General features: G+C 46.5%; 16 protein-coding genes. 2 read left to right on the top strand and 14 right to left on the bottom strand.

The features are described 5' to 3' along the window. Positions 1–252: 252 nt before the first annotated feature. The gene (locus BTV99_RS08890) at positions 253–693 is read left to right on the top strand and encodes a hypothetical protein (protein WP_075102016.1); all 441 of its coding nucleotides are present in this window, start codon (positions 253–255) and stop codon (positions 691–693) included. A 181-nt stretch (positions 694–874) separates the two neighbouring features. Here BTV99_RS08890 and typA read toward each other — a convergent pair whose 3' ends face one another. Then, positions 875–2,722: a translational GTPase TypA gene (gene typA / locus BTV99_RS08885; protein ID WP_075102015.1), complete on the bottom strand. Its 1,848-nt coding sequence runs from the start codon at positions 2,720–2,722 to the stop codon at positions 875–877. 367 nt (positions 2,723–3,089) lie between these two features. Next, complete coding sequence (locus BTV99_RS08880; RefSeq protein WP_075102014.1) at positions 3,090–4,391, bottom strand: OmpA family protein; 1,302 nt, start codon at positions 4,389–4,391, stop codon at positions 3,090–3,092. A gap of 751 nt (positions 4,392–5,142) precedes the next feature. Here BTV99_RS08880 and BTV99_RS13775 point away from each other — a divergent pair. Beyond that, complete coding sequence (locus tag BTV99_RS13775; protein WP_372046629.1) at positions 5,143–5,727, top strand: GspH/FimT family protein; 585 nt, start codon at positions 5,143–5,145, stop codon at positions 5,725–5,727. 59 nt (positions 5,728–5,786) lie between these two features. On the opposite strand, the gene BTV99_RS08870 is transcribed toward BTV99_RS13775, so the two are convergent. The 12 genes from BTV99_RS08870 to BTV99_RS08815 form a co-directional block, all read right to left on the bottom strand. Beyond that, a complete protein-coding gene (locus tag BTV99_RS08870) occupies positions 5,787–6,566 on the bottom strand; it encodes a pyridoxine 5'-phosphate synthase (RefSeq protein WP_075102012.1) in 780 nt (259 codons plus the stop codon). 93 nt (positions 6,567–6,659) lie between these two features. Continuing rightward, positions 6,660–7,463, bottom strand: coding sequence for a DNA repair protein RecO (locus BTV99_RS08865; RefSeq protein WP_075102011.1), 804 nt, complete (start codon positions 7,461–7,463; stop codon positions 6,660–6,662). A 70-nt stretch (positions 7,464–7,533) separates the two neighbouring features. Then, complete coding sequence (gene era / locus BTV99_RS08860) at positions 7,534–8,550, bottom strand: GTPase Era (protein WP_075102064.1); 1,017 nt, start codon at positions 8,548–8,550, stop codon at positions 7,534–7,536. Positions 8,551–8,884: 334 nt separating this feature from the next. Next, positions 8,885–9,682, bottom strand: coding sequence for a ribonuclease III (gene rnc / locus BTV99_RS08855; RefSeq protein WP_075102010.1), 798 nt, complete (start codon positions 9,680–9,682; stop codon positions 8,885–8,887). Between the two features lie 93 nt (positions 9,683–9,775). After that, complete coding sequence (locus tag BTV99_RS08850) at positions 9,776–10,168, bottom strand: DUF4845 domain-containing protein (protein WP_256713764.1); 393 nt, start codon at positions 10,166–10,168, stop codon at positions 9,776–9,778. Between the two features lie 222 nt (positions 10,169–10,390). Further along, positions 10,391–11,293, bottom strand: coding sequence for a signal peptidase I (gene lepB, locus BTV99_RS08845; protein ID WP_075102008.1), 903 nt, complete (start codon positions 11,291–11,293; stop codon positions 10,391–10,393). A 105-nt stretch (positions 11,294–11,398) separates the two neighbouring features. Beyond that, positions 11,399–13,198 (bottom strand): translation elongation factor 4, encoded by a 1,800-nt coding sequence (lepA, locus tag BTV99_RS08840; protein WP_075102007.1) that lies wholly within the window; start codon positions 13,196–13,198, stop codon positions 11,399–11,401. Positions 13,199–13,586: 388 nt separating this feature from the next. After that, on the bottom strand, positions 13,587–14,813 hold the full coding sequence (locus tag BTV99_RS08835; RefSeq protein ID WP_256713763.1) for a capsule biosynthesis protein: 1,227 nt from the start codon (positions 14,811–14,813) through the stop codon (positions 13,587–13,589). 155 nt (positions 14,814–14,968) lie between these two features. Further along, positions 14,969–17,563 carry a capsular polysaccharide biosynthesis protein gene (locus tag BTV99_RS08830; protein WP_075102005.1) on the bottom strand — a complete coding sequence of 865 codons (2,595 nt, stop codon included), beginning with the start codon at positions 17,561–17,563 and terminating at the stop codon, positions 14,969–14,971. A gap of 82 nt (positions 17,564–17,645) precedes the next feature. Further along, positions 17,646–19,415 (bottom strand): polysaccharide biosynthesis/export family protein, encoded by a 1,770-nt coding sequence (locus BTV99_RS08825; RefSeq protein WP_075102004.1) that lies wholly within the window; start codon positions 19,413–19,415, stop codon positions 17,646–17,648. Positions 19,416–19,486: 71 nt separating this feature from the next. Then, entirely contained in the window at positions 19,487–20,602 is a 1,116-nt protein-coding gene (locus BTV99_RS08820; RefSeq protein WP_075102003.1) for a capsule biosynthesis protein, read from the bottom strand. Then, complete coding sequence (locus tag BTV99_RS08815; RefSeq protein WP_075102002.1) at positions 20,571–21,242, bottom strand: ABC transporter ATP-binding protein; 672 nt, start codon at positions 21,240–21,242, stop codon at positions 20,571–20,573. The genes BTV99_RS08820 and BTV99_RS08815 overlap by 32 nt, the downstream gene beginning before the upstream one ends. Between the last annotated feature and the right edge of the window lie 6 nt (positions 21,243–21,248).

Raw genomic sequence — 21,248 nt, 5'->3', positions numbered from 1 at the left:
CATAATGCTCTACTGTCTATCGATAATACAATCGCCGTTTCTATTTCCGCCGCGCGATTGTACGCATTTTTGTTGCTTATTGACGCACATCTTGCTTTAATAGTGCTAGCACTTACATAAGTTGTGCAAATCATTCATCTATCTGTAATATTCAAGCTGTCTATTATTGCGATAACTTTATAGAGACGCGGTTTCCTAGTTGCTTTAAAAGCACCAGCAAACCATATTAATCATGAGTTTTAGGATATCATTATGACTGTTAGAGCCAACAACCAACGCGCCGTTAAGCAGAAACTTTTTACAGCAGTCGCAAGCTTAGGTTTTATGGCGGCTAGCATGCAGCCTGCGTTGGCAGCGATAGAGATTGATGAAAACGACTTTGGCCCCTCTTATGAAACCATGGTCGTGGATACCGTCGTAGGCAAGCCTTTGCAACTGGTCAATGCAGTTGCTGGCACTGCCGCTTATATCGTCAGTTTGCCATTTTCTATCATCGGGGGTAACCCAGATCAAGCGCAGCAAAAGCTGTTCGTTGAGCCGTGGAGTGCCATGGGTCGCTGCTTAGGCTGTACCGTCGCCGAGGATAACTATTATAAATCGCAAGCCGTCAATGATAATGTCGTACGTATCGTTGTAGACCAGCCATCAGAGATCTTAATCAATACCAATGACTATGTGGTCGTAACCCCTTAGTCTTTGCTTCTTTGCTCTAACCCCCTTACCTTAGTCTTTGTTCTAAATCTTATTATCTTTGTCCTAACGCATATGCAAAAAAACGGCTAACCCTAGGGTTAGCCGTTTTTTGACTGAACTTTTAGCTTAAACAAACTTTCGTACTATATTTGAGCACTGAATGTTTAAGCTCTGGTTTGTCTTACCCTTTTTTGCTACGGCTGTGACGCTTACGATCACTTTCCGTCAAATAACGCTTACGGATACGAATGGCTTTTGGTGTCACCTCGACCAACTCATCATCTTGAATAAACTCAAGCGCTTGCTCAAGGGTGAACTTCACAGCTGGCGTCAATGTCAACGCTTCATCAGTACCACTAGCACGAACGTTGGTTAGCTGTTTTGCCGTCGTTGGGTTAACGGTCATATCATCACTACGTGAGTTTAGACCGACGATCATGCCTTCGTAGACTTCTAGCTGTGGCTCAGCAAATAGCTTACCGCGTTTTTGTAGGTTAAATAGTGCAAAACCTAGACATACGCCATTGGCCATAGACACCAATACACCATTAGCGCGGCCACCGACATCACCAATTTTTTGAGGACCATAATGAGAAAAGCTCGATGTCATGATGCCCGTGCCTGAGGTTAGCGTTAAAAACTCAGAACGGAAACCAATCAAACCGCGCGCAGGCATCGTTGCCTCAATACGCATACGACCTTTACCATCAAGCTCCATATTGGTCATCTCGCCTTTACGTAGACCAACTTGCTCCATGATAGGGCCTTGATGCTCTTCTTCGATATCAAAAACCACGTTTTCATACGGTTCTTGTAGCTTACCATCGACTTCTTTTACGATAACTTCAGGACCTGATACCCCAAGCTCAAAACCTTCACGGCGCATGTTTTCGATCAATACAGAAAGGTGTAGCTCACCGCGACCTGATACTTTAAACTTATCAGGAGATTCTGTATCTTCTACGCGCAGGGCGACGTTGTGAATCAGTTCGCGCTCTAGACGCTCACGAATATTACGTGACGTCACAAACTTACCATCACGACCAGCAAACGGTGAGTTGTTTACTTGGAAGTTCATAGATACCGTTGGCTCATCAACCGTCAACGCTGGCAGGGCTTCTACATGGTTTGGATCACAGATGGTGTCTGAGATATTTAGTGCATCGATACCCGTGATACAAACAATATCACCTGCTTGAGCATCTTCTACATCGATACGCTCAAGACCGTGGTAACCCATGATTTTTAAAATACGGCCGTTACGTGTTTTGCCGTTTTTATCAATAATCGTGACCTGTGTGTTGGTCTTTACTTTACCGCGCTGGATACGACCAACACCGATAACACCAACAAAGCTGTTGTAATCAAGGCTTGAGATTTGCATACGGAATGGCGCATCTGCATCTACTTGAGGTGGCTGTACCACATCAACGATGGTTTTAAACAGCGGCGTCATGTCTTCTGCCAAATCATCAGCATCTAAACCTGCAATACCGTTTAGCGCTGAAGCATATACTACTGGGAAGTCAAGCTGCTCATCGGTTGCACCCAAGTTATCAAATAGATCAAAGATTTGATCCATAACCCAATCAGGACGCGCGCCTGGACGGTCGATTTTATTGATAACCACGATCGGCTTTAGACCTTGCTCAAATGCTTTTTGCGTCACAAAACGAGTTTGTGGCATTGGGCCATCAACCGCGTCCACTACCAACAATACACAGTCAACCATTGACATAACACGCTCGACTTCACCGCCAAAATCGGCGTGACCTGGGGTGTCTACAATGTTGATACGGTATTCGGTACCATCAGTCTGATCTGTCCAGCGGATGGCTGTGTTTTTAGCCAAAATAGTAATACCACGTTCTTGCTCAATATCACCTGAGTCCATCGCACGCTCAGCAATGTTTGCACGGTCGCCAAAAGTACCAGACTGATGTAATAACTTATCAACCAAAGTGGTTTTACCGTGGTCAACGTGGGCAATAATTGCAATGTTACGCAGGTGTTTGATATCGTTCGCCATATAAAATGCTCGTTTCGTCTTAAAAAAATGCAGTAGCAATAAGCGCCGCTGGATAAACTTTTATCATCAATCAGACAGGTATTTAATACTGATTTAAAAAGTCGTCCAATAAGTACCGACTTTCTAATTATTTCAAGAGAATCAAATATCTACACTGATAAATTCATCATACAGATAGCTATGCTAATGTACACTCTGTCAATTTACAGAATGTTTGGGCTGCTAGTATAACATTATTGCCCGATAAATTTATGTAATTACTTGCTTTTCTCAATACATAAATAAAAAAAAGCCACCCTATGGGCGGCTTTTTTTGTAACTATATATGAGTGTTTCTCACTCAAGACTTAAGTCTATCAGTTGTTATTTACTGAACAACCATGTCTTTAGTTTGCTCAACAGTCATTGTTTTGTCACCAGTGATGATGGCATAAACACGACGGTTCATAGCACGACCTTCTTCAGTGTCGTTTGGCGCGATTGGGTTGTTGTAACCATAGCCAACAGTGGTTAGACGGTTTGGCGCGATACCAAATTCGTTAGTTAGCATAGATTTAACCGCAACGGCACGAGCTTCAGATAGACGTTGGTTATAACGTGCTGAAGGACCAGTCTTAGAAGCATGACCTTCTACGCGAGCGGTAGAGTTAGGATACTCACGCATCTTCTCAGCAACTTTAGCGATTTCTGGCTTGTACTGGTTTTTGATCGTTGACTTGTCGTTGTCAAAGAATACGCGTAGTTCCATTTTTAGCTCATCAGTAATATCTACTGGAACTGGGCAACCGCGCTCATCAACGACAACGTTCATTGGAGTGCCTGGGCAAGCGTCGATGCTATCAGGTACACCGTCACCATCAGAATCAAGGTCATCAACAACCACAACTGGCGTGTTGTCAACTACTGGCTCTTGCATAGGTGGTACTGCTACTGTAGGTGCTAAATGGCCACCAAGTACAACTTCTAGGCCGGCCAATGCCATGCCTTCCCACCAGTTGTTGTCAAAGTTGTGAATCGCACGAGCTTCACCACGTAGGCTTAGTGCATCGTTGATACGATACATAGCACCTAGACCTAGGTTACCGATAGTGTCTTTAGAGTTCGATACTTCAGTACCAGCATTAACTGTACCTACAGACGAACCTTCAGCAGGACCATAAGTTTCTTGGTTTTCTACTTTGATTTTAGATTGACCAGCACCAACCAATACATATGGTTTGAATGCGTTGTCGGTGTAACCCGTGAACTCTTCAGTACCGATCAAGAAGTTACCAGAAAGCATGGTTTGTTCTACGTCGAAACGGTTTACGCCAGCATCTGCTGATCTTTCTGAAGCTTCGCCATTGGTATTAGTAACACCATACTCAACTTGGAACTGCGTAGAAGGTGTCAATTCGATACCAAGAGCAGCACCAGTATAAAGACCGCTTTCTTGCGCTACGCCGCCATTTGGTACGTTACCGCCACGGCCATCAATTGAGTTACCGTTGGCATCGATATATAGATCTTTACCAGTTTTTAGGATATCACGTTGCTTATCACTAGTATCACTGAACTCTTCAGTCATGTGATAACCAAGTAATAGCGGGCTGATTGTTACGCCAGCATTTGCTGCTAAAGGCGCAGCTGCTACAGCAACCAGAGCTAGAGCAATTTTATTCAATTTCATGGACTTCCTCCAAAGGATAATTTTAGTGATGCGTTAAGCAAAACCGCTTCTCAAGACGCTCTAAAATAGACATCTCTTACGAATTTTAAGTTACAAAGCAAAACCAATTAAGGAGTAGCTTAGCGATTATCAATTCAGTTTACAACTTTTTTCGTTAACGAGCTACACATTATTACACGATAATGTCGTAACTAAAACACAATAACCAGCTTAAGTTACCTAGAACTAACACACCTTACGCTTTTTATCTTTTGTATGTCAGTTCGCAATAGATAGTTCACTTAACAATACCTACTGTCTGAGCGTATTTTAATACAGTTAGTAGTTTTTCTCTATTGCTAAAACCCAGCATTCACCAATTGAAACATTTTTTGACAGTAGACATATATTTTGTTTAAACTACATAAGTCGACATTTATTCACTGTAGATTATAGTGTATTTACACAGTTTTGTGTAAAGCAAAATAATGGCACTTTGATAAAAAACTAGCAATATATTTAAAAACACAAATATACAATGAAGTAACAAGGAAATAAGTGGGACCCCGTTATTAGATTCCTTCACTTAGTATAGGTTACACGCCTCATGAACTGGCTACTTAGGATAGAGCTACTTAGAATTTGCCGCGTTGGTTGCGCTGGTAAAGTAACGTTGGTCTTGGGTGCACTGCTATTTGATAAAGCAAGACGTTACCTGCTTTATAAGAGAGGTAAAGACTGTATAGCCTGGTCGCCCCGCTTACCGTATCCAATCACTTCATTAGATAAACCCAAGATCACGAATTGTCCGCACGTATATAAAAGTTGTCAGGGTTTTACCTTAATTCAGCTGATTATCACTGTGGCGATAATGGCTATTATAGCGATGATGGCGGCACCAGCCATACAGACGCAGCTGGCGCGGATGGAAGCTGAACGCGTCAAAAACCAATTAGAGGATACACTTGCTTTAGCCAAGGCTGAAAGTTTTATCAGAAGACAAAACGTGTTGCTGTGCTTATCAAACGCAGGTGGCCGCTGTCATAGAAACAGTGACAAAACCCTTTTATTATTTATCGATAAAAATAACAACAAGCACTTCGATACGCAGGTTGATCAGCTATTGGTGCAGCAGTCACTGAAGCTAAAACACAGTAAGGTCATGTTACGCGTAGGCGGCAGACGCCACTATACTAAGTTTTGGGGAGATAGTGGCAAACCGCGTGGGCACTTTGGTCATATAAAATACTGCCCAACGGCCACTTATAATAAAGCCATGTATCTCATCTCTTTCAACCAAGGCGGCATTGTTAAGCAAAAGCTTAATGAAAACCACCCCACTCAATGTGATAAATGAGCCTTATTTATTATGGTCTCTAAATAGGCAACCTCTAATTAACTAGCTACGCAGGTTTTTTAGCTTTCTTTATACATCGCGTCTTTCATCATCACGACGGCCTGTTCTAGTCCGGCAAATACGGCATCTGCGATGAGCGCATGGCCGATGTTTAACTCATAAATCCCTTCTATCTGTGCAATGGCATGGACATTGTCACGTGTGAGGCCATGACCTGCATTGACCAGTAGCTGGTTATTGAGACGTTGCGCAGTCGCAACCGCCGCTTTGATGCGCGCAAGCTCATTTTGCTGGGCACCTGTATCACCGGCCAAACCTGCTTCGGCATAAGCACCGGTATGTAGCTCGATGGCATCCGTGCCGCACTCGATGGCTGCTGCGACTTGTTTGTCGTCAGGGTCAATAAACAGTGACACTTTAATGCCCGCAGCTTGTAGCTTACCGATATAATCAGTCAACCAAGCCAGTTGCCCTGCGACATCAAGACCGCCTTCTGTGGTTAGCTCAGCACGCTTTTCAGGTACCAGACATACCCAGTATGGCTTGACCTCACTGGCAATTTTTAGCATCTCCTCTGTTGCAGCGATTTCTAAATTCATTCTCGTCGTCAGCTGCTCTGCTATCTCATAGACATCAGCATCTTGGATATGGCGACGATCTTCGCGTAGGTGTATCGTGATACCGTCAGCGCCCGCCTTTTCACACAGTAAAGCGGCTGCCAAAGGGCTTGGATAATTGACACCGCGTGCTTGACGCAATGTCGCTACATGGTCAATATTGACGCCTAACAAAGGTTTTTGCAAAGCACCATGAGCGGCGGACAATGAAGAAGTGGTCATAAGACATCCTTTTAATAACGAGACCTAATAGACAGGCATGACTATTGATAGACGTAACGATTGATTGATAAATGTGACTACTGCTAGACGTAATCATTGATAGCGCCGCTGCTGCTGCCACAACAATCGACTTTGCAGGGGCTGATACTCTAATAAATGATCAATCAGATGACGATGTAGTTTTGACCAGTCGTTTAGCGTCGTGGTAGTGATGCCTGACTGCGCCATTGTTATGATATCTGCACCCAAAAACACCGCATAGCCCTTGGCACTTGTTAAACGCTCAGACTCTATGGTGTCACGCGATATGGCCAAAAACCCAGCATCTGGCAAAAACCGATATAGTCCCTCAGGCACAATCGCGTCTTGCATACTGTCATGACTGAGAGTCAGGGTAAAACCAAGCTCATCAAATAGGTGCTTTTCAAATTGACGCAAGCATAGACGCAGCTGCTGCTGGGTTAAAGGCTGTTTGAGTTGGTATAGGCTGTTTTGGTAGTGCTGCCACAGTACCGGCATTGGGTCTTCGGTTGGCAAAAGACGCCACAGTATCTCGTTGAGATACAATGCCGAATACTGCTGCTGACCCGTGATTGTCTCATAAGGCATTGCAGCAAGCGTGTGAGCGTCATCTACCGCTGTACCATCGGGATGAGCATCTAAAGAGACTTTTTCATGTCTATTACTGTTACTGTGTACAGCGATGTTGATTTGACTAAACGTCTTTAAATCACGCTTGCCACTGGCAAATAGCTGCAAAGGCATAAATAGCGGTGCGCCTTTTTTGCCAACCCCATGTATGACCCCATGCTGCTGAGAAAAAAGACAATATAATGCGCGCTTTTCTTGATAAGGACGCTGATGCAATAAGTAACCTGTTAACGCTTCGTTACGCATGTCTATTACCTCAGCCCCCATGTTTATCAGGTGGCTTAAAAACAGCTATACCTATCGGTATCGCTGCGCATCAATAGCCCAAACTGGTCAAGGCTCGTTCGTCATCAGACCAGCCACGTTTGACTTTTACCCATAAGGTCAGCATGATTTTTTTGTCAAACAGTTGCTCCATATCCTTGCGAGCGTCCATGCCGACTTGCTTGATACGCTGGCCTTTATCTCCGATGACGATGGCTTTTTGTCCGCTACGCTCCACATAGATGGTCGCATCAATAAAGGTACAAGCTTTGCGTGGACGGCCAGTTTTGGCATCTGTATGCGCAGGCTCGTCTTTGAACTCATCAATTTGCACGGTCAAATCATAGGGCACTTCATCGCCTGCACTGCGCATGATTTTTTCGCGAATGATCTCACTGGCCAAAAAACGCTCTGAACGGTCGGTGATTTGCTCGGTATCATAAATAGGCGACGCTACTGGTAAGTGTGAGGCAATCACCTCTTGTAAGCGATCTAGGTTTTGGTTTTTTAGCGCAGACACAGGAACGATATCAGCAAAGTCAAAGCTTTCGTGGAACGTTTCGATCAGGGGCAGTAGCGTACCTTTATCCTTCAAGGTATCGGCCTTGTTGATGACCAATACCACGGTCAGATCTGTCTCACCAAGTTTTTGCAAGGTAAGCAGATCATCATCACGCCATTGATCCGAATCGACCACAAACAGCACCAAATCAACATCGACCAAGGCTGAAACCGCGGCTTTGTTCATACGCTCATTGATTGCCCGTACTTCGTTACGATGGATACCCGGCGTATCGACAAACACCGCTTGCATCTCATGGTTTGACAAAATACCGTGGATACGATGTCTGGTGGTTTGCGGCTTGCGCGAGGTAATAGACAGTTTTTGCCCAAGCAAGTGGTTCATCAATGTCGATTTACCCACGTTTGGACGTCCAACAATCGCCACATAGCCCGACTTGAAATCTTCCGCGATACGCGTCTGGCTACTCGGGGCAAAAAATGCCTCAATGGCGGCATCGTTTTCTAATGAGACATCTTCTGACTGATTGATCTCGTCTGTGCTCATTGCTACCTGATTTTGGTCTGCGGGCATGGGGGTGTTTTCAGTCATATTGTCAGTATTATCTGCATTGTGTGATGGCAAATCAGAATGATTGCTCATAAGGTAATCCTGTAGGGTTTATCACCAGCCAAACGGTGTTTGATAAAAAATCACTAGGCGTTAAATGGTGCATTATCACCAATATTAAAACATCCATTGCGTTATGGGCTAATAAATAGGTGAACTTTTATAATATATGCGGTCAAGACGAGTAAAATCAATGTGGACAAACTGCCTTGCAATAACCATATTACTTGCAATAACCATATTATATGTAAGGCTGTGGGTTTATCACTTGCTATAAGCGTTTTTTGGCAGAGTTTGGCAGCTTGTGCAACTGATTAATCATCAGCTCGGCCGCTTTTTGCTCAGCGATACGGCGACTCTCACCAGACTCAGTAATGTCAGGGCATTCATTGATATTGACATGGCAGCGCACCACAAATATCTGATGCGGCGCATTCCCTCGAGTCTCTAATAGCTCATAATGTGGTAAATCAAATTGCTTGGACTGTAGCCACTCTTGCAAACGACTTTTGGCATCTTTTAAGGCTTTTTGATCGTTGACATTGTCGATCAAATCCCCATACCACGACAGTACGCACTGGCGCGTGATGTCCATGTCTTGGCTATCTAGGTAAATCGCCCCAATCAAAGACTCTACAGCATCGGCCAAGATAGAAGCGCGATTGCGTCCGCCACCTTTACGCTCGCCCACGCCTAAAATCAAATGGTTGGAGAGCTCAAGATTTTGCGCGATGATTACCAGCGACTCTTGACGTACTAAAGTGGCTCGCATACGCGTCAATCGCCCTTCATTTTGCGTCGGATAACGATGGTACAAAGCTTCTCCGACGATCATCCCTAGCAGGGCGTCACCCAAAAACTCTAAACGCTCGTAGTTTTTTTTGCTGTCAAAAGAGCGGTGCGTCAGCGCAAGCTTTGGCAAGCTCAAATCGTTGAACACATAGCCTAATTTGCGCGTCAAAACCGCTAATCGTTGGACAAACTCTGTACTCACAACGTGGTTGTCGACAGACGTGCTATTTTTTTTGGGAGTAGTAACCGCTTGGGAATGCTGCGAAGTTGATTTCATGCGTGGCTTATGGTTATCCCTTCTGTTTTTACTGAGGTGGTGAATGGTTGGAATGATAAATGCGTTATAAAAATCATCGGCAGCTCGGCTGCGCTACTCTGCGCTACTCATATCGATATCGGCCTCAAAACGATTAACGATATCGACATTGCCAAAGAAGTTATTGGTGACCGCATACTGCTTATGAATCGCCAGTTGACCCGTTTTTTTATTGGTAAAGGTAAAGACGTCCTCTGCTTTGGTGTCATAATCAGCGTTGATAGATAGCTGCCGATTGACACGTTCGACGTACTGTCTGGCGGTTTCATTATTCTTATTCGACTCTTTTAGCTGGGCACTTAAAGTCTTATTTAACTGGTAATCACCGATGTGAGCGGGTACGATAGCAACGATGAGTTTGGCAGCAACACCCAAAACCATAATGACTAAAACGATACTGGTCACACTTGCACCGCGCTGCGTTGCCAAGCCAGATATCTGCTGCATGATCCTTTTCCTCTACTGGTCCATATTGATAAATCACTATTTTTAACCGCCGCCTACCTATGAGACGATCGTTGATTAGATAGTAACAATAGTAGCACAAAACTATTATCGATAAAAAAACCAATAGCGGCGCTGCTACTTTTATCAGCAGACATATCATGCTTGTACGCGCTGCCTCAAACCAAACCCTAAGTGAAGAGGCGCTCTAGTCAGTCTTTACGGTTAGTGAATCGTACCGTTACGTGCAAAAGTGGGCAGGTTTAGGCCAGGCGGCTTATGCATCCAGATGTAGACCGCTTTGCCCGCTAGGTTTTGTTCGGGCACAAAACCCCAAAACCGACCGTCAGCACTGCGATCACGGTTATCACCCATCACAAAATACTGACCTTCTGGTACCTGGATACGCCACTGTGTACCCTCAGAGCTGACCACTTCTGGCGCTTGTTGCTGCAAAAAAGGCGCATATTGCGCACTATTCATATCAGTCAAATAGCGCACAAGATGCGTCGTATCCCCTTGAGTTTCGGCAAAATACTGCGCTTCACGCTCTTCTTGCTGGCCCATGGCAGCAGCGCTCTCTTCGGTGAGTATTTGACCGGGGGCAATCTGTCCTGGTAAATAAAGCTGAGACGTCAGATCTGTATTGGCCGTAAAGCTGACAGGCTTGGTTTTTACTGGTACGTCATTGATCGCAAGCGTCCCGTTATCATAGCTCACCGTATCCCCTGGCAGACCAATCACACGCTTTATGTAGTAAATACTTGGGTTTTCTGGATAGCGAAACACGGCCACGTCGCCATGCTCAGGCTCGCCTGTGTCCAATACTTTATTGTACGTCAAAGGCAGACGCACACCATACGCATACTTATTGACTGCGATAAAGTCGCCTGTGTACAGCGTAGGCACCATCGATGACGAGGGAATATTAAAAGGTTCAATCAAAAATGAACGTACCACTAACACCACGGCCAATACGGGGAAAAAGTCATAAGCCCAGCGGACCAATAAGCTCTCCTTGCCGCGTCCGCGAGTCTTACGCTGTTTGAGGGTCAACTTATCTAATAGCCAAATGATACCTAAGCCGATGGTTAATGGCACTAAAATTAAATTAAAATCAAAATCCATAATAACTTGCCTATTAACGAGCGGCTTATCTTATTGCAGCCTCGATAAGATCAAACCATATGTGACGTATTTTTTATCAAACCTTTACCAAAGCAGCATGTACTCTTAGCTATCCACTTGCAGCACGGCTAAGAAGGCTTCTTGTGGAATCTCGACGCTACCCACCTGCTTCATACGTTTTTTACCCGCTTTTTGCTTAGACAACAGCTTTTTCTTACGTGACACGTCACCGCCATAACATTTGGCTAGGACATCTTTACGCATGGCTTTGACCGTACTACGACCGATGATCTGGCTACCAATCGCCGCTTGAATCGCCACATCAAACATCTGACGCGGAATCAGCTCTTTCATCTTGGTCACTAGCTGGTTGCCACGGAAGCGTGCTTGGTCCTGATGGACAATCATCGCTAGCGCATCAACTCGATCACCATTGATGAGTACATCCACTTTCACCAGCTTATCGACTTGATAACGCTCAAAGTTATAATCCAATGAGGCAAAGCCGCGCGAGACTGATTTTAGACGGTCAAAGAAGTCCATGACCACCTCACCCATCGGAATATCAAAGATCAGCTGGACTTGCTTGCCCATAAAGCGCATATCGACCTGTACGCCGCGGCGCTCGATACACAAAGTCATGACGTTGCCCAAGTAATCTTGCGGTACTAAAATCTGACAACGAGCAATCGGCTCGCGGAACTCTTCGATATTGTTTGGCTCAGGCAATCTCGATGGGTTATCGACATAGATAATCTCACCGTCTTTTTTGACAATCTCATAAATCACCGATGGCGCAGTGGTGATCAAATCCAAGTCATACTCGCGCTCTAAGCGCTCTTGGATAATCTCCATATGCAGCATGCCCAAAAAGCCACAGCGGAAACCAAACCCTAACGCATCCGAGGTGTCTGGCTCAAAGAAAAGCGAGGCGTCGTTGATTTGTAGTTTTTGTAAGGCTTCACGGAATTTTTCAAAATCATTGGCATCGACAGGGAACATGCCTGCATAGACCTGCGGAGTGATTTGCTGAAAACCTGGGATACGCTCAACGTCAGGCGTGCTGGCATGCGTGATGGTATCACCCACCGGCGCGCCTGCGATGTCCTTGATACCAGCGATGACAAAACCCACTTCCCCTGCTTCTAGGACGCCGGTGTCGACAGGTTTTGGCGTAAAGACACCGATAGAGCTGACAGGGTGAGACTCTTTGGTCGATTTGATATAAATCTTATCGCCTTTTTTCACCGTCCCTTCACGGACACGGACCAACGATACCACGCCTAAATAGCTATCAAACCAAGAGTCAATGATAAGGGCTTGTAGCGGGGCTTCGCGGTCGCCTGTTGGCGCAGGGATAACCTCTACTAACGTTTCTAATAGCTTATCGACGCCTAGACCTGATTTGGCAGAGACACGCGGCGCATCAATGGCTTCAATCCCGATGATGTCTTCAATCTCTTGAATCACGCGCTCAGGCTCTACTTGTGGCAAATCAATCTTATTTAAGACTGCCATAACCTCCAAACCTTGATCGACCGCGGTGTAGCAGTTGGCCACCGACTGTGCTTCGACGCCTTGCGCGGCGTCCACCACCAGCAGTGCCCCTTCACAGGCAGCAAGTGAGCGCGACACTTCATAAGAAAAGTCGACGTGGCCTGGCGTGTCAATAAAATTAAGCTGATAGCGCTCGCCATTTGGATGGTCATAAAACAAAGTGACCGACTGCGCCTTAATCGTGATACCGCGCTCACGCTCGATATCCATAGAGTCGAGTACCTGCGCTTGCATCTCGCGATCTTGCAAGGCACCACACATCTGGATAAAACGATCGGCAAGCGTCGACTTGCCATGATCGATGTGGGCAATGATTGAAAAGTTACGAATATTTGCTAATGCAGTCACAAAGCGCCTACTAAATTAAGGGTGATAGAATAAAAGATTCGAGCAAATGCTGTCAGGCGCATGTCACACGGTCGCTATCTAAAAAGTTGCTATCTAAAAACTGGCAGCCCATAAATGAGTCACAAATATCTAGACATTATCAGACCGATATCCGGTATCACTGTCTTTAATCAATCACTGAAGACGCTAACCGTTATGCGCAAACATAAAAGCGTATTCTAGCAGTTTTCCACTATAAAGTAAGGCGATTTTATGCGTTGGCAGAGGATTTACCAGTGACGTTACAAGCCGATAACGCTACAGAAAAAAAGAAGGCAACAGATTGTTGGCTAATTTGTTTATCGCGCCTGTGTCTTTTGCGATATTTCACGTTTATCCCCGTTATTTTTTAGGGCATCTTACTCTCAGAGAACGCTGAATCGTCAGTGTCTTTTGTCGCGCTTAGATACTTATATATCCATGGCGACTTGCCATAAAAAGCACCATTTAGCTGAGTTTGCTCTATCAGATACTCACGAAAGCGCAGATAAAACTCGTTGTCGGGGCCTTTTGGCTGCTGCCAGAATTTATCAAGTGGTTTTTGATCCGTCAGTTTGGGAGTATCATAGATAGCGCGGCCCATGACCTTGGTCGGTTTTTTATGATATACCGATTGTAGACCCGTGGTGCTATTGATGGTCACCATTCCGATACTGTGCTTCATCAAGGTGGGCAGATGCATATCACAGCCATAAAACACCCGATTTGCGACTTGGTAGCGCGCCGCCAAACTTGCTACCAACTCACGATAATCCCGATGACCTCGGTCTAGCGGATGATGCTTAAATACCAGCAGCTGCGCAGCATCGGCATGATGGGCAAAGCTTGCGATGGCCTCGTCAATAAACTGCACCACATCACGATAGTCACTGTGATGTGTGATTTGCGAGTCATTATGCACCTGTAAGCTAATCAAAAAATAATTGTTGCTGTCTTGCCGCGTTAGCCGCTGTTGTAAGCGCTTGTCAGGTAGGTAGCCACGCAGCTTGCGCCACGGCGCTTTTAGCCAAGCGATTGCCTCTTGCCAGGCGGTCATGCCACGATAATGGGAATAATGCGGGTAGCGGCTTTTATACAGCCAAGTGGCCGCATAGTAAACGATGGCCGCGACGCTCAAGCGATAAAAGCGATTATGCGTATAGAGCGGCTGGTCGTTGGCTTTTTTCAGCGCCTTGATATCAGCCGTATTAAGGCGTGAGTAGCCATTGATGCCATGCTCTTGCAAGGTGATGTAATCAGGGCGCAAATAGCCTTCTTCAAATACAAAAAACGAGGTGCCTAGCTGCTCACCGACCCGCGCCGCTTGAGTATGGTGCGGACGGCAGTCGCCAAAGCAGACGATGGCATCGACCCCTTGCTCTTGAATAAAGGCAGACAACCACGACGAAAACTGCGCCAATGTGCCTGTGTATTCGTAAGTATTGGGATGATGATAAAACAGCGCATCGCCAGCATTAAAGTTAATCTTGCTGACCTTGATATCTTGCGTCTGCAAAAAGCTTGAGAAACGATGAAAAAACCCGCCCATTTTTCCTTGTAATAGCAAGACATGTCGATGAGTAAGCAGATGAGACATCGAAGCTGTCATAGTATCAAATTACCATTAATCAAAGAAAAAGAAGGTCGCATCAAAACAGGCCAATATACAAAAAAACCGCATAAACGACAGGCAATTATACCTAAAAAAGGCATGACTGTCGCAGGGGATTTACGTTGATTGTTGAGATAAGGTTAGTGCGGTTTATTGCTGAGGCGCTGTTGCCACTGATGGCGATACTGCATAAAACGCGTCGCGGCGCGGCGTTTTAATTGGGTGGGCGTTGGTAATAAAGCGCGCATAGGGCTCTTGGTGCTGGGAGTAATAGAAGTCTCTGGACTGACCATCAAAGCATCGTCATCAGGCGGGTACAAATAGTCGATGACCTGCTCCACTTGCGCCAGCCCATGGCCATTTGGCAGGCGATATAACGGGTAGCGAATCAGAGTACAATACAGTAGCTGCTCAAGCGATAAAGGAGTGGCGCGATGACGTCTGGCCAGATACTGAGATTTTGGCGTCAGCTGCGCGTCGATATCTGTGGTCAGCCCCCACCCTGCATAAAACGGCAGACCATAACACGTCACACTCAAACCGCGAAGCAGCGCCTCAAAACCTGTCAACGAGCTGATGGTGTGCACCGCATCGACCCCTTCTAGGCAATCAGGCATCGCGGTATCATAAGCGACCGCATCTACCAGCTGTAAGCCATCAGCGCCTACCTTGCCAGCGCGCAGCCCTGCTTCTACATCGGGATGCGGTTTATAAATGAGGTATGCATCAGGATTGTCTTGCCTAACGCGCGCGATCAAATCACGGTTTTTTTTGATCATTGACCCGCAGTGCTGTACAGAGAGATCATCTTCTACTTGTCCAACGATGAGGAGGCGACGCTTGCCAGACTGCTTTGCCTGTATGAGCCAGCTGCCATCACGACTTGCCTGACGACTGATGCTCGCACCCACATTGTATTTACTGACTCGCTGGGTGAGCAGTTTGGTTTGTAGGTTTTGGACGCGCTGACGCTGCGGCTGACTTAGAGGCTGACAGTGGCGTAGCAGCGTCTCCAAATCCGAGGGCGCGGTGGCGTCGTAATAGATGCCTTGTCTGTCTATCACCACAGATAAAGGCGCCAGTAGCGTTGCGCCCAGACCGTTGGAGCGGATAAAACCATCTTCCATACAGTAGATAGCTGGGCTATCTGCACCAAAACCTACCTGCTTGCGCTGGCGTTTTTGTTGTACCTGCTGCCGCTTTGCTAAGCCCCAAACCAGTAACGGCTGCTGATAATCCACCCGTAAATGATCGGGATGCAGCAGGTTTTTTAGGCGAGGTTTTGGTTTGATAAATAAATCAGTACGCGGCAGATCCACAAAAGCCTTAACAAATGGCAGCTTCCAGCGGCTAAATTCATAAACCGTCAAACGACCTGCCAGCTGCGACTGCCAGTGACGGTTGGTCACCAACCACTCAATCGCCGTCTCTATGTCGCACGATTTTCTGCTCGCAGGATCAACATAGTGACTATAATCGACATAAGCACTATAAAACAGTACCTCTAAAGTTGCGCTCACGTTTCTCGCCATCTTGGCTTTAGAGGTCGTTTGAGAAAAAGCTGGTGGTAATAAGGCTGAATAAGGCTGGGGGTTTGACGGCGGCAAACCCTTCGCAAAGTTTTGACGACGGTGCATGACAGTATGATACAAGCGTTTGGGCGCACCGCTATCATCTGTCAGCCCCCAGCCACTATACCAGTTGACCCCAAAGCAGTGTACCTGCTTACCAAGCATCAACGCCTCAAAACCCATATGCGAGCTGACTGTATACACATGATCGACCTGTGTCAGTAAGGCGATAGGATTGAGCACCTGTGTCAACACCTGCACGTTTTTGGGTAGTTTGAGACCAGTCAGATAGCCTGTGCGGGCGGCAGGGTGTGCTTTTATCCAAATATGGGCATTCGGATGATTGCGGCAAGCGGCTTTTAGCATACGTCTAAACTGACGTTTATCTGCACCAGCCCCTTTGACAGAGGCATCGCCTGCGACTTGATCGATTAATAAGATATGTGGCTGCCGAGGAGTGCTTGCGGTATTGGCGACTTTTCGCTTTGCCGCTTTACTGTTTGCCAACTCATTGAGTGAGGGGCAAGTCGTCACCGCATTATATTTACTCAGCTTTTCTGCACAGATGCGTGACATCAGCTGCTGAGCACGACGGTGATGCAGCGCATGATGCCCAGCACTGTCACGATTGTTATGATTGTCAAAACTGGCACGAGCAACGATAAGCTGCTCTAAGCGCGAGCTTTGGGTCAAATCAAAATAAATACCCACATCATCGACGACCACACTGACAGCGTGGCGGCTACTGATGCCGGAGTCTAATGAGCGCAAAAAGCCGTCTTCGATACTCAGCGCAGCACAGTTTTGTTTGCTGGCGGCTTTGTGGGCGCGCTGAAAGCTTTTTTTGCGTCCCCAACCGATAAAAGCCTCAGGCTGAGGCTTCGATATGGTTTTAATCTGATTCTTGATACGGTTTGGTAAGGGCAACCTAGACAGCAGTGAGGCAGCAGGAGCCGTGACACCTTGTTGCCTTGCTGACCACGGATACCAGCGCTGAATATCAGCATGCAGCACTTGTGGCAGCAAAAGATTATTACGCTGCATACCTTTACCAATCACCGCCAGTTGCATCGGCTGCAAGCGCTGGGTTAAGGGCAAAAACAGCGTATCATCAAAGGCCGATATAGAGGCGCTTTTGCCTTCTTCTGTGACGCTGTTTGCCATTATTTCCCCTTGTCAATCAGTGATTTACCAATCACTGGTATTTTAGTATAAACACCTTATCCTATAAAACGCCTATCAGTCGTTATAGATCCAGCACCACTTTTGCAGCGATGGCCAACTGATAGAAAATCTGCGACAGTCCGCGCGCAATCTCTACCCGTTTGGTTTTAACCTTTGGCAACACCATAATCTCATCGCCTTGCTGGATACGATAAGCAGTATTCACCACTTCGCTGGCGCCATTTTGGTGGATAACCAAAATCTCGTTGGTATCTGCATTATCACCGAAGCCGCCTGAATTGGCCACATAATCGCCGACGGTATAATCTGGGTTAAAGGTCAACGCCCCTTGCGCGCGTACCTGGCCATTGACCGTAATCACAGACGTCTGCGCGGGGATCTCGATGACATCGCCTTGCTGAAGGATAATGTCTTGCCATGAGTTTGGCACCACAACGATCTGGCCATCTGGCTGTACATTTCGCGCTTTTGCCACAAACTGCTTGACCAAAGCGGCATCATCTTGACGCAGGGCGGCCTCTTCACGAGTCGTTGACTGCGTGGCAAGTGTGAGCTCTTCTAGGCGATCAAGCGACTCATTGATCATGCGTTTTTGCTGCTCAGCGACTGACTGACGATAAATGGTCAAATGCGTCAACTTAGCCAGCGGGCTTGGCTGCAATTGCGGCACGATGTCTTTGAGACGGGCGCCATAGGGCACCACCATCGCGCCATTGCCCGTATGCGCTCCTTTTACCTGCACTGCGATCGTCCCAGCATAGCGATCCGAGGTCACCACCATCTGATCACCATTATAGACAGGCACGTTTTGCGCCTCTGCCAGTGAGTAATACTCCGCTGTCTGGGCGCGGCCTGCACTGCGGGTAATACTGACGTTGGTGGCGTTTGCGGCAGGATTGGCCACTTGCAAGACATCACCGATGGTCAGGTCATTGACATCAAACTCAAAGGTATATTCGTTTTGTACTTGGCCGCTGACCTCAAAGGTTTTTTTCTGCGGAGCCACTGTAATCACATCACCATCACGAAAGGCAAAAGGCTGCAACTTACCGGCCAATAAAAAATCATAAAGATTGACTTGCTGAAGCATTTGGCCATTGCGTTTGATCTGAATGTCGATAAAGCTGCCGCGTGTCGGGTCGACGCCGCCGGCTCTGTCGAGATAAGACAGCACCGAGTCCGCCGCCAGCCCGCCATAATAACCAGGCTGTTTGACAAAACCGGTGACAAATACTTTGACCGGCTGTGCTTGCTCTAAAGAAGCATAGACGCCGACGTTTGAGCGATAAATACGATTGACCGCGCTTTTGACCACGTTTTGTAAGTTGCCGTTTTGAACCCCAGCGATACGTACCGGACCGACGTTTGGCAAGAAAATATTGCCTTGTGGATCGACTGTCATGGTGGAGGCAAATTGATAGGCGCCCCACATACGCACTTGGACATTGTCGCCTGGGTTAATCACATAGCTGTCGTTAAAGGTCGAGCCGGAGGTGGTCGAAAAAGCCCCGCGAAATAGCTGCTCACCAAACATCATGTCTTGGGTGTTGATGTCTTGGTAAGGGCGGGTGGTGTTAATAACCGACTGACTAGGCAAGCTGGCAGCATTCACCGCTTCTTGGGTGGTGGCCTGCCCGGGTACACCGCCAGCAAACGCTTGGGTTGAGACATTGATATTATTGCGATTTTGATCTTGGCTGGCATTATTGGCGCTTGTACCAAAGCTAGAGCCTGCCATTTGCTCGGCATAACTGACGGCGTTTGCTGACATGCTCATAGCAGCCATCGCCACACTTATCATCATCACGATCGCACGTGGTTTCGTATTCATGAATTAACTTCCTTTACTGATCTGTCGATCATTAGTGATATCTGGTCGGTCAAAGCTGGCAGACCGCAAAACTAGCTACGATGATCGCGGACAACGGCCATCACCAAACGCACAAAACCGTAGAATATCAATAACAATATAAGTGATGTCCAAATAATATAAGCGCGGCGTGGATACAACGCCTCTTCGGCCTCATAAGGGGTTGAGATCACAATCAGGTTTTTCATCTTTTTAAAGGCTTCTAGGCGCGCCTTTTCAAGTGATGATAGCGATAGCTTATACAGCTCTGTGGCAAAGTCCACATCCGCTTTGATGGTCTCAAACTGCACCGCTTGACGGTTTAGCTTGGTGGTGTTTGGCGAGGTCAGCTTGGTTTGCTCTTGACGAATTTGCGCTTCAATCGCTTTAATTTGGCTTCTGATCGACACCACTTGCGGCGCATCAGGATTGAGATAGCTAAGCAGTTGCCGCTCCTCAGTACGTAGAGAGCTCAGCTGTCCTTGTAGGCTGCCAATCAGCTGATTGATAATCTGGGCGTTGGCCTGCGGGTCATAAATCTCATTGGTGTTTTGATAATTGAGTAGTTTTTCTTTGGCGTCGTTTAGGCGATCTTGTGACTCTTCTAATTGGGTTTCGGCAAACACCAACTGATCACGCGCGACTTCTTGTGAGATACGGTTTACGAATTGCTCAGACTCGTTCAAGATGGTTTTGTTTAGCTCAAACGCATAGCGTGAATCAAAGGCTTCTGTCGCTACCGACAGCACATAGCTCTGCTCATCGAGGTTGATGTGTACCCGCTTTTTGAAGTAATCGAGTAGCTCTTCTTGCGTGGCATCCGGATCAATCTCATAGATAGGGTCTGAACCATCGACATAATAAGCCTCGCGAAACTTAAACTTATCATCAAGGCGCTTGACCATATCATTCGATAAGATGTACTCGGTCAGATAGGTGGCGTCTTCTTTGCTGGTGCTATTGACACCCAGTAGCGCAGATAGCCCACCACCGGACGGCACACTTGACTCGCTGACTTGCTTTACCACCACATCAGCGGTCGATATATAACGCGGATGAGCCAGCGTCATGACATAAAATATCACGAGCACCCAAGGCAGTATGACTAAGCCGATAAATAACGAGAGGTTAATTATCTTACTTTTTTGCTTTGTGGATATGCTTTTCATAAACCTCAATCGCTTCTGTTGTATCTTCAAAGACGTGTGCTGTCTGATCCATTAATACAATACCAATATCGCAGTTACGCTTAATATCACCGATATTATGCGACACTATCAAAAACCCTGCTTGCTCACGGCGGGCGGCCAAAATCTCTTCGCTGCGCTTACGAAAAGCCGCGTCACCCACCGCCCCAGCCTCATCGAGCATATAATAATCAAAATCAAACGCCAGACTCAGCCCAAAGGTCAAACGAGCCTTCATACCAGATGAGTAGCTTTTGACCGGCATATCAAAATAGTTGCCAATATCCGCAAACTCTTCGACAAAACGAATCTTTTCATCGATATAGGCCCCGCTAGAATACAGTCGGCACACAAAGCGGACGTTTTGCCGACCCGTCAAACTGCCTTGAAAGCCCCCTGCCACGCCGACTGGCCATGAGATGGTAGAGTCGGTGATGATCTCACCATGGTCTGGCTCATCAAGTCCGCAGATGATACGCAGCAAGGTTGACTTACCCGCACCATTACGCCCGAGCAGGCCAACACTTTGTTTATCACCAATGGTCAGATTGAGATCTTTAAAAAGATAATGCCGACCTTTTTTTGTCATAAATGACTTAGAAATGTTTTTAACTTCAATCATTTATTT

This window comes from Psychrobacter sp. Rd 27.2 (assembly GCF_001921755.1).
GTDB lineage: Bacteria > Pseudomonadota > Gammaproteobacteria > Pseudomonadales > Moraxellaceae > Psychrobacter > Psychrobacter celer.
Note: the sequence above shows the minus strand (reverse complement) of the source record. Positions and strands in the feature narration are given on the sequence as shown.

Bases quoted from the DNA above. Each gene is read 5' to 3' on its own strand.
- BTV99_RS08890 (WP_075102016.1), top strand. From the start codon at position 253: ATGACTGTTAGAGCCAACAACCAACGCGCCGTTAAGCAGAAACTTTTT.
- typA (WP_075102015.1), bottom strand. From the start codon at position 2,722: ATGGCGAACGATATCAAACACCTGCGTAACATTGCAATTATTGCCCAC.
- BTV99_RS08825 (WP_075102004.1), bottom strand. From the start codon at position 19,415: ATGAATACGAAACCACGTGCGATCGTGATGATGATAAGTGTGGCGATG.
- BTV99_RS08815 (WP_075102002.1), bottom strand. From the start codon at position 21,242: ATGATTGAAGTTAAAAACATTTCTAAGTCATTTATGACAAAAAAAGGT.
- lepB (WP_075102008.1), bottom strand. From the start codon at position 11,293: ATGGATTTTGATTTTAATTTAATTTTAGTGCCATTAACCATCGGCTTA.
- BTV99_RS08820 (WP_075102003.1), bottom strand. From the start codon at position 20,602: ATGAAAAGCATATCCACAAAGCAAAAAAGTAAGATAATTAACCTCTCG.
- BTV99_RS08830 (WP_075102005.1), bottom strand. From the start codon at position 17,563: ATGGCAAACAGCGTCACAGAAGAAGGCAAAAGCGCCTCTATATCGGCC.
- BTV99_RS08865 (WP_075102011.1), bottom strand. From the start codon at position 7,463: ATGCGTAACGAAGCGTTAACAGGTTACTTATTGCATCAGCGTCCTTAT.
- rnc (WP_075102010.1), bottom strand. From the start codon at position 9,682: ATGAAATCAACTTCGCAGCATTCCCAAGCGGTTACTACTCCCAAAAAA.
- BTV99_RS08880 (WP_075102014.1), bottom strand. From the start codon at position 4,391: ATGAAATTGAATAAAATTGCTCTAGCTCTGGTTGCTGTAGCAGCTGCG.
- BTV99_RS08870 (WP_075102012.1), bottom strand. From the start codon at position 6,566: ATGACCACTTCTTCATTGTCCGCCGCTCATGGTGCTTTGCAAAAACCT.
- BTV99_RS08835 (WP_256713763.1), bottom strand. From the start codon at position 14,813: ATGTCTCATCTGCTTACTCATCGACATGTCTTGCTATTACAAGGAAAA.
- BTV99_RS08850 (WP_256713764.1), bottom strand. From the start codon at position 10,168: ATGCAGCAGATATCTGGCTTGGCAACGCAGCGCGGTGCAAGTGTGACC.
- era (WP_075102064.1), bottom strand. From the start codon at position 8,550: ATGAGCACAGACGAGATCAATCAGTCAGAAGATGTCTCATTAGAAAAC.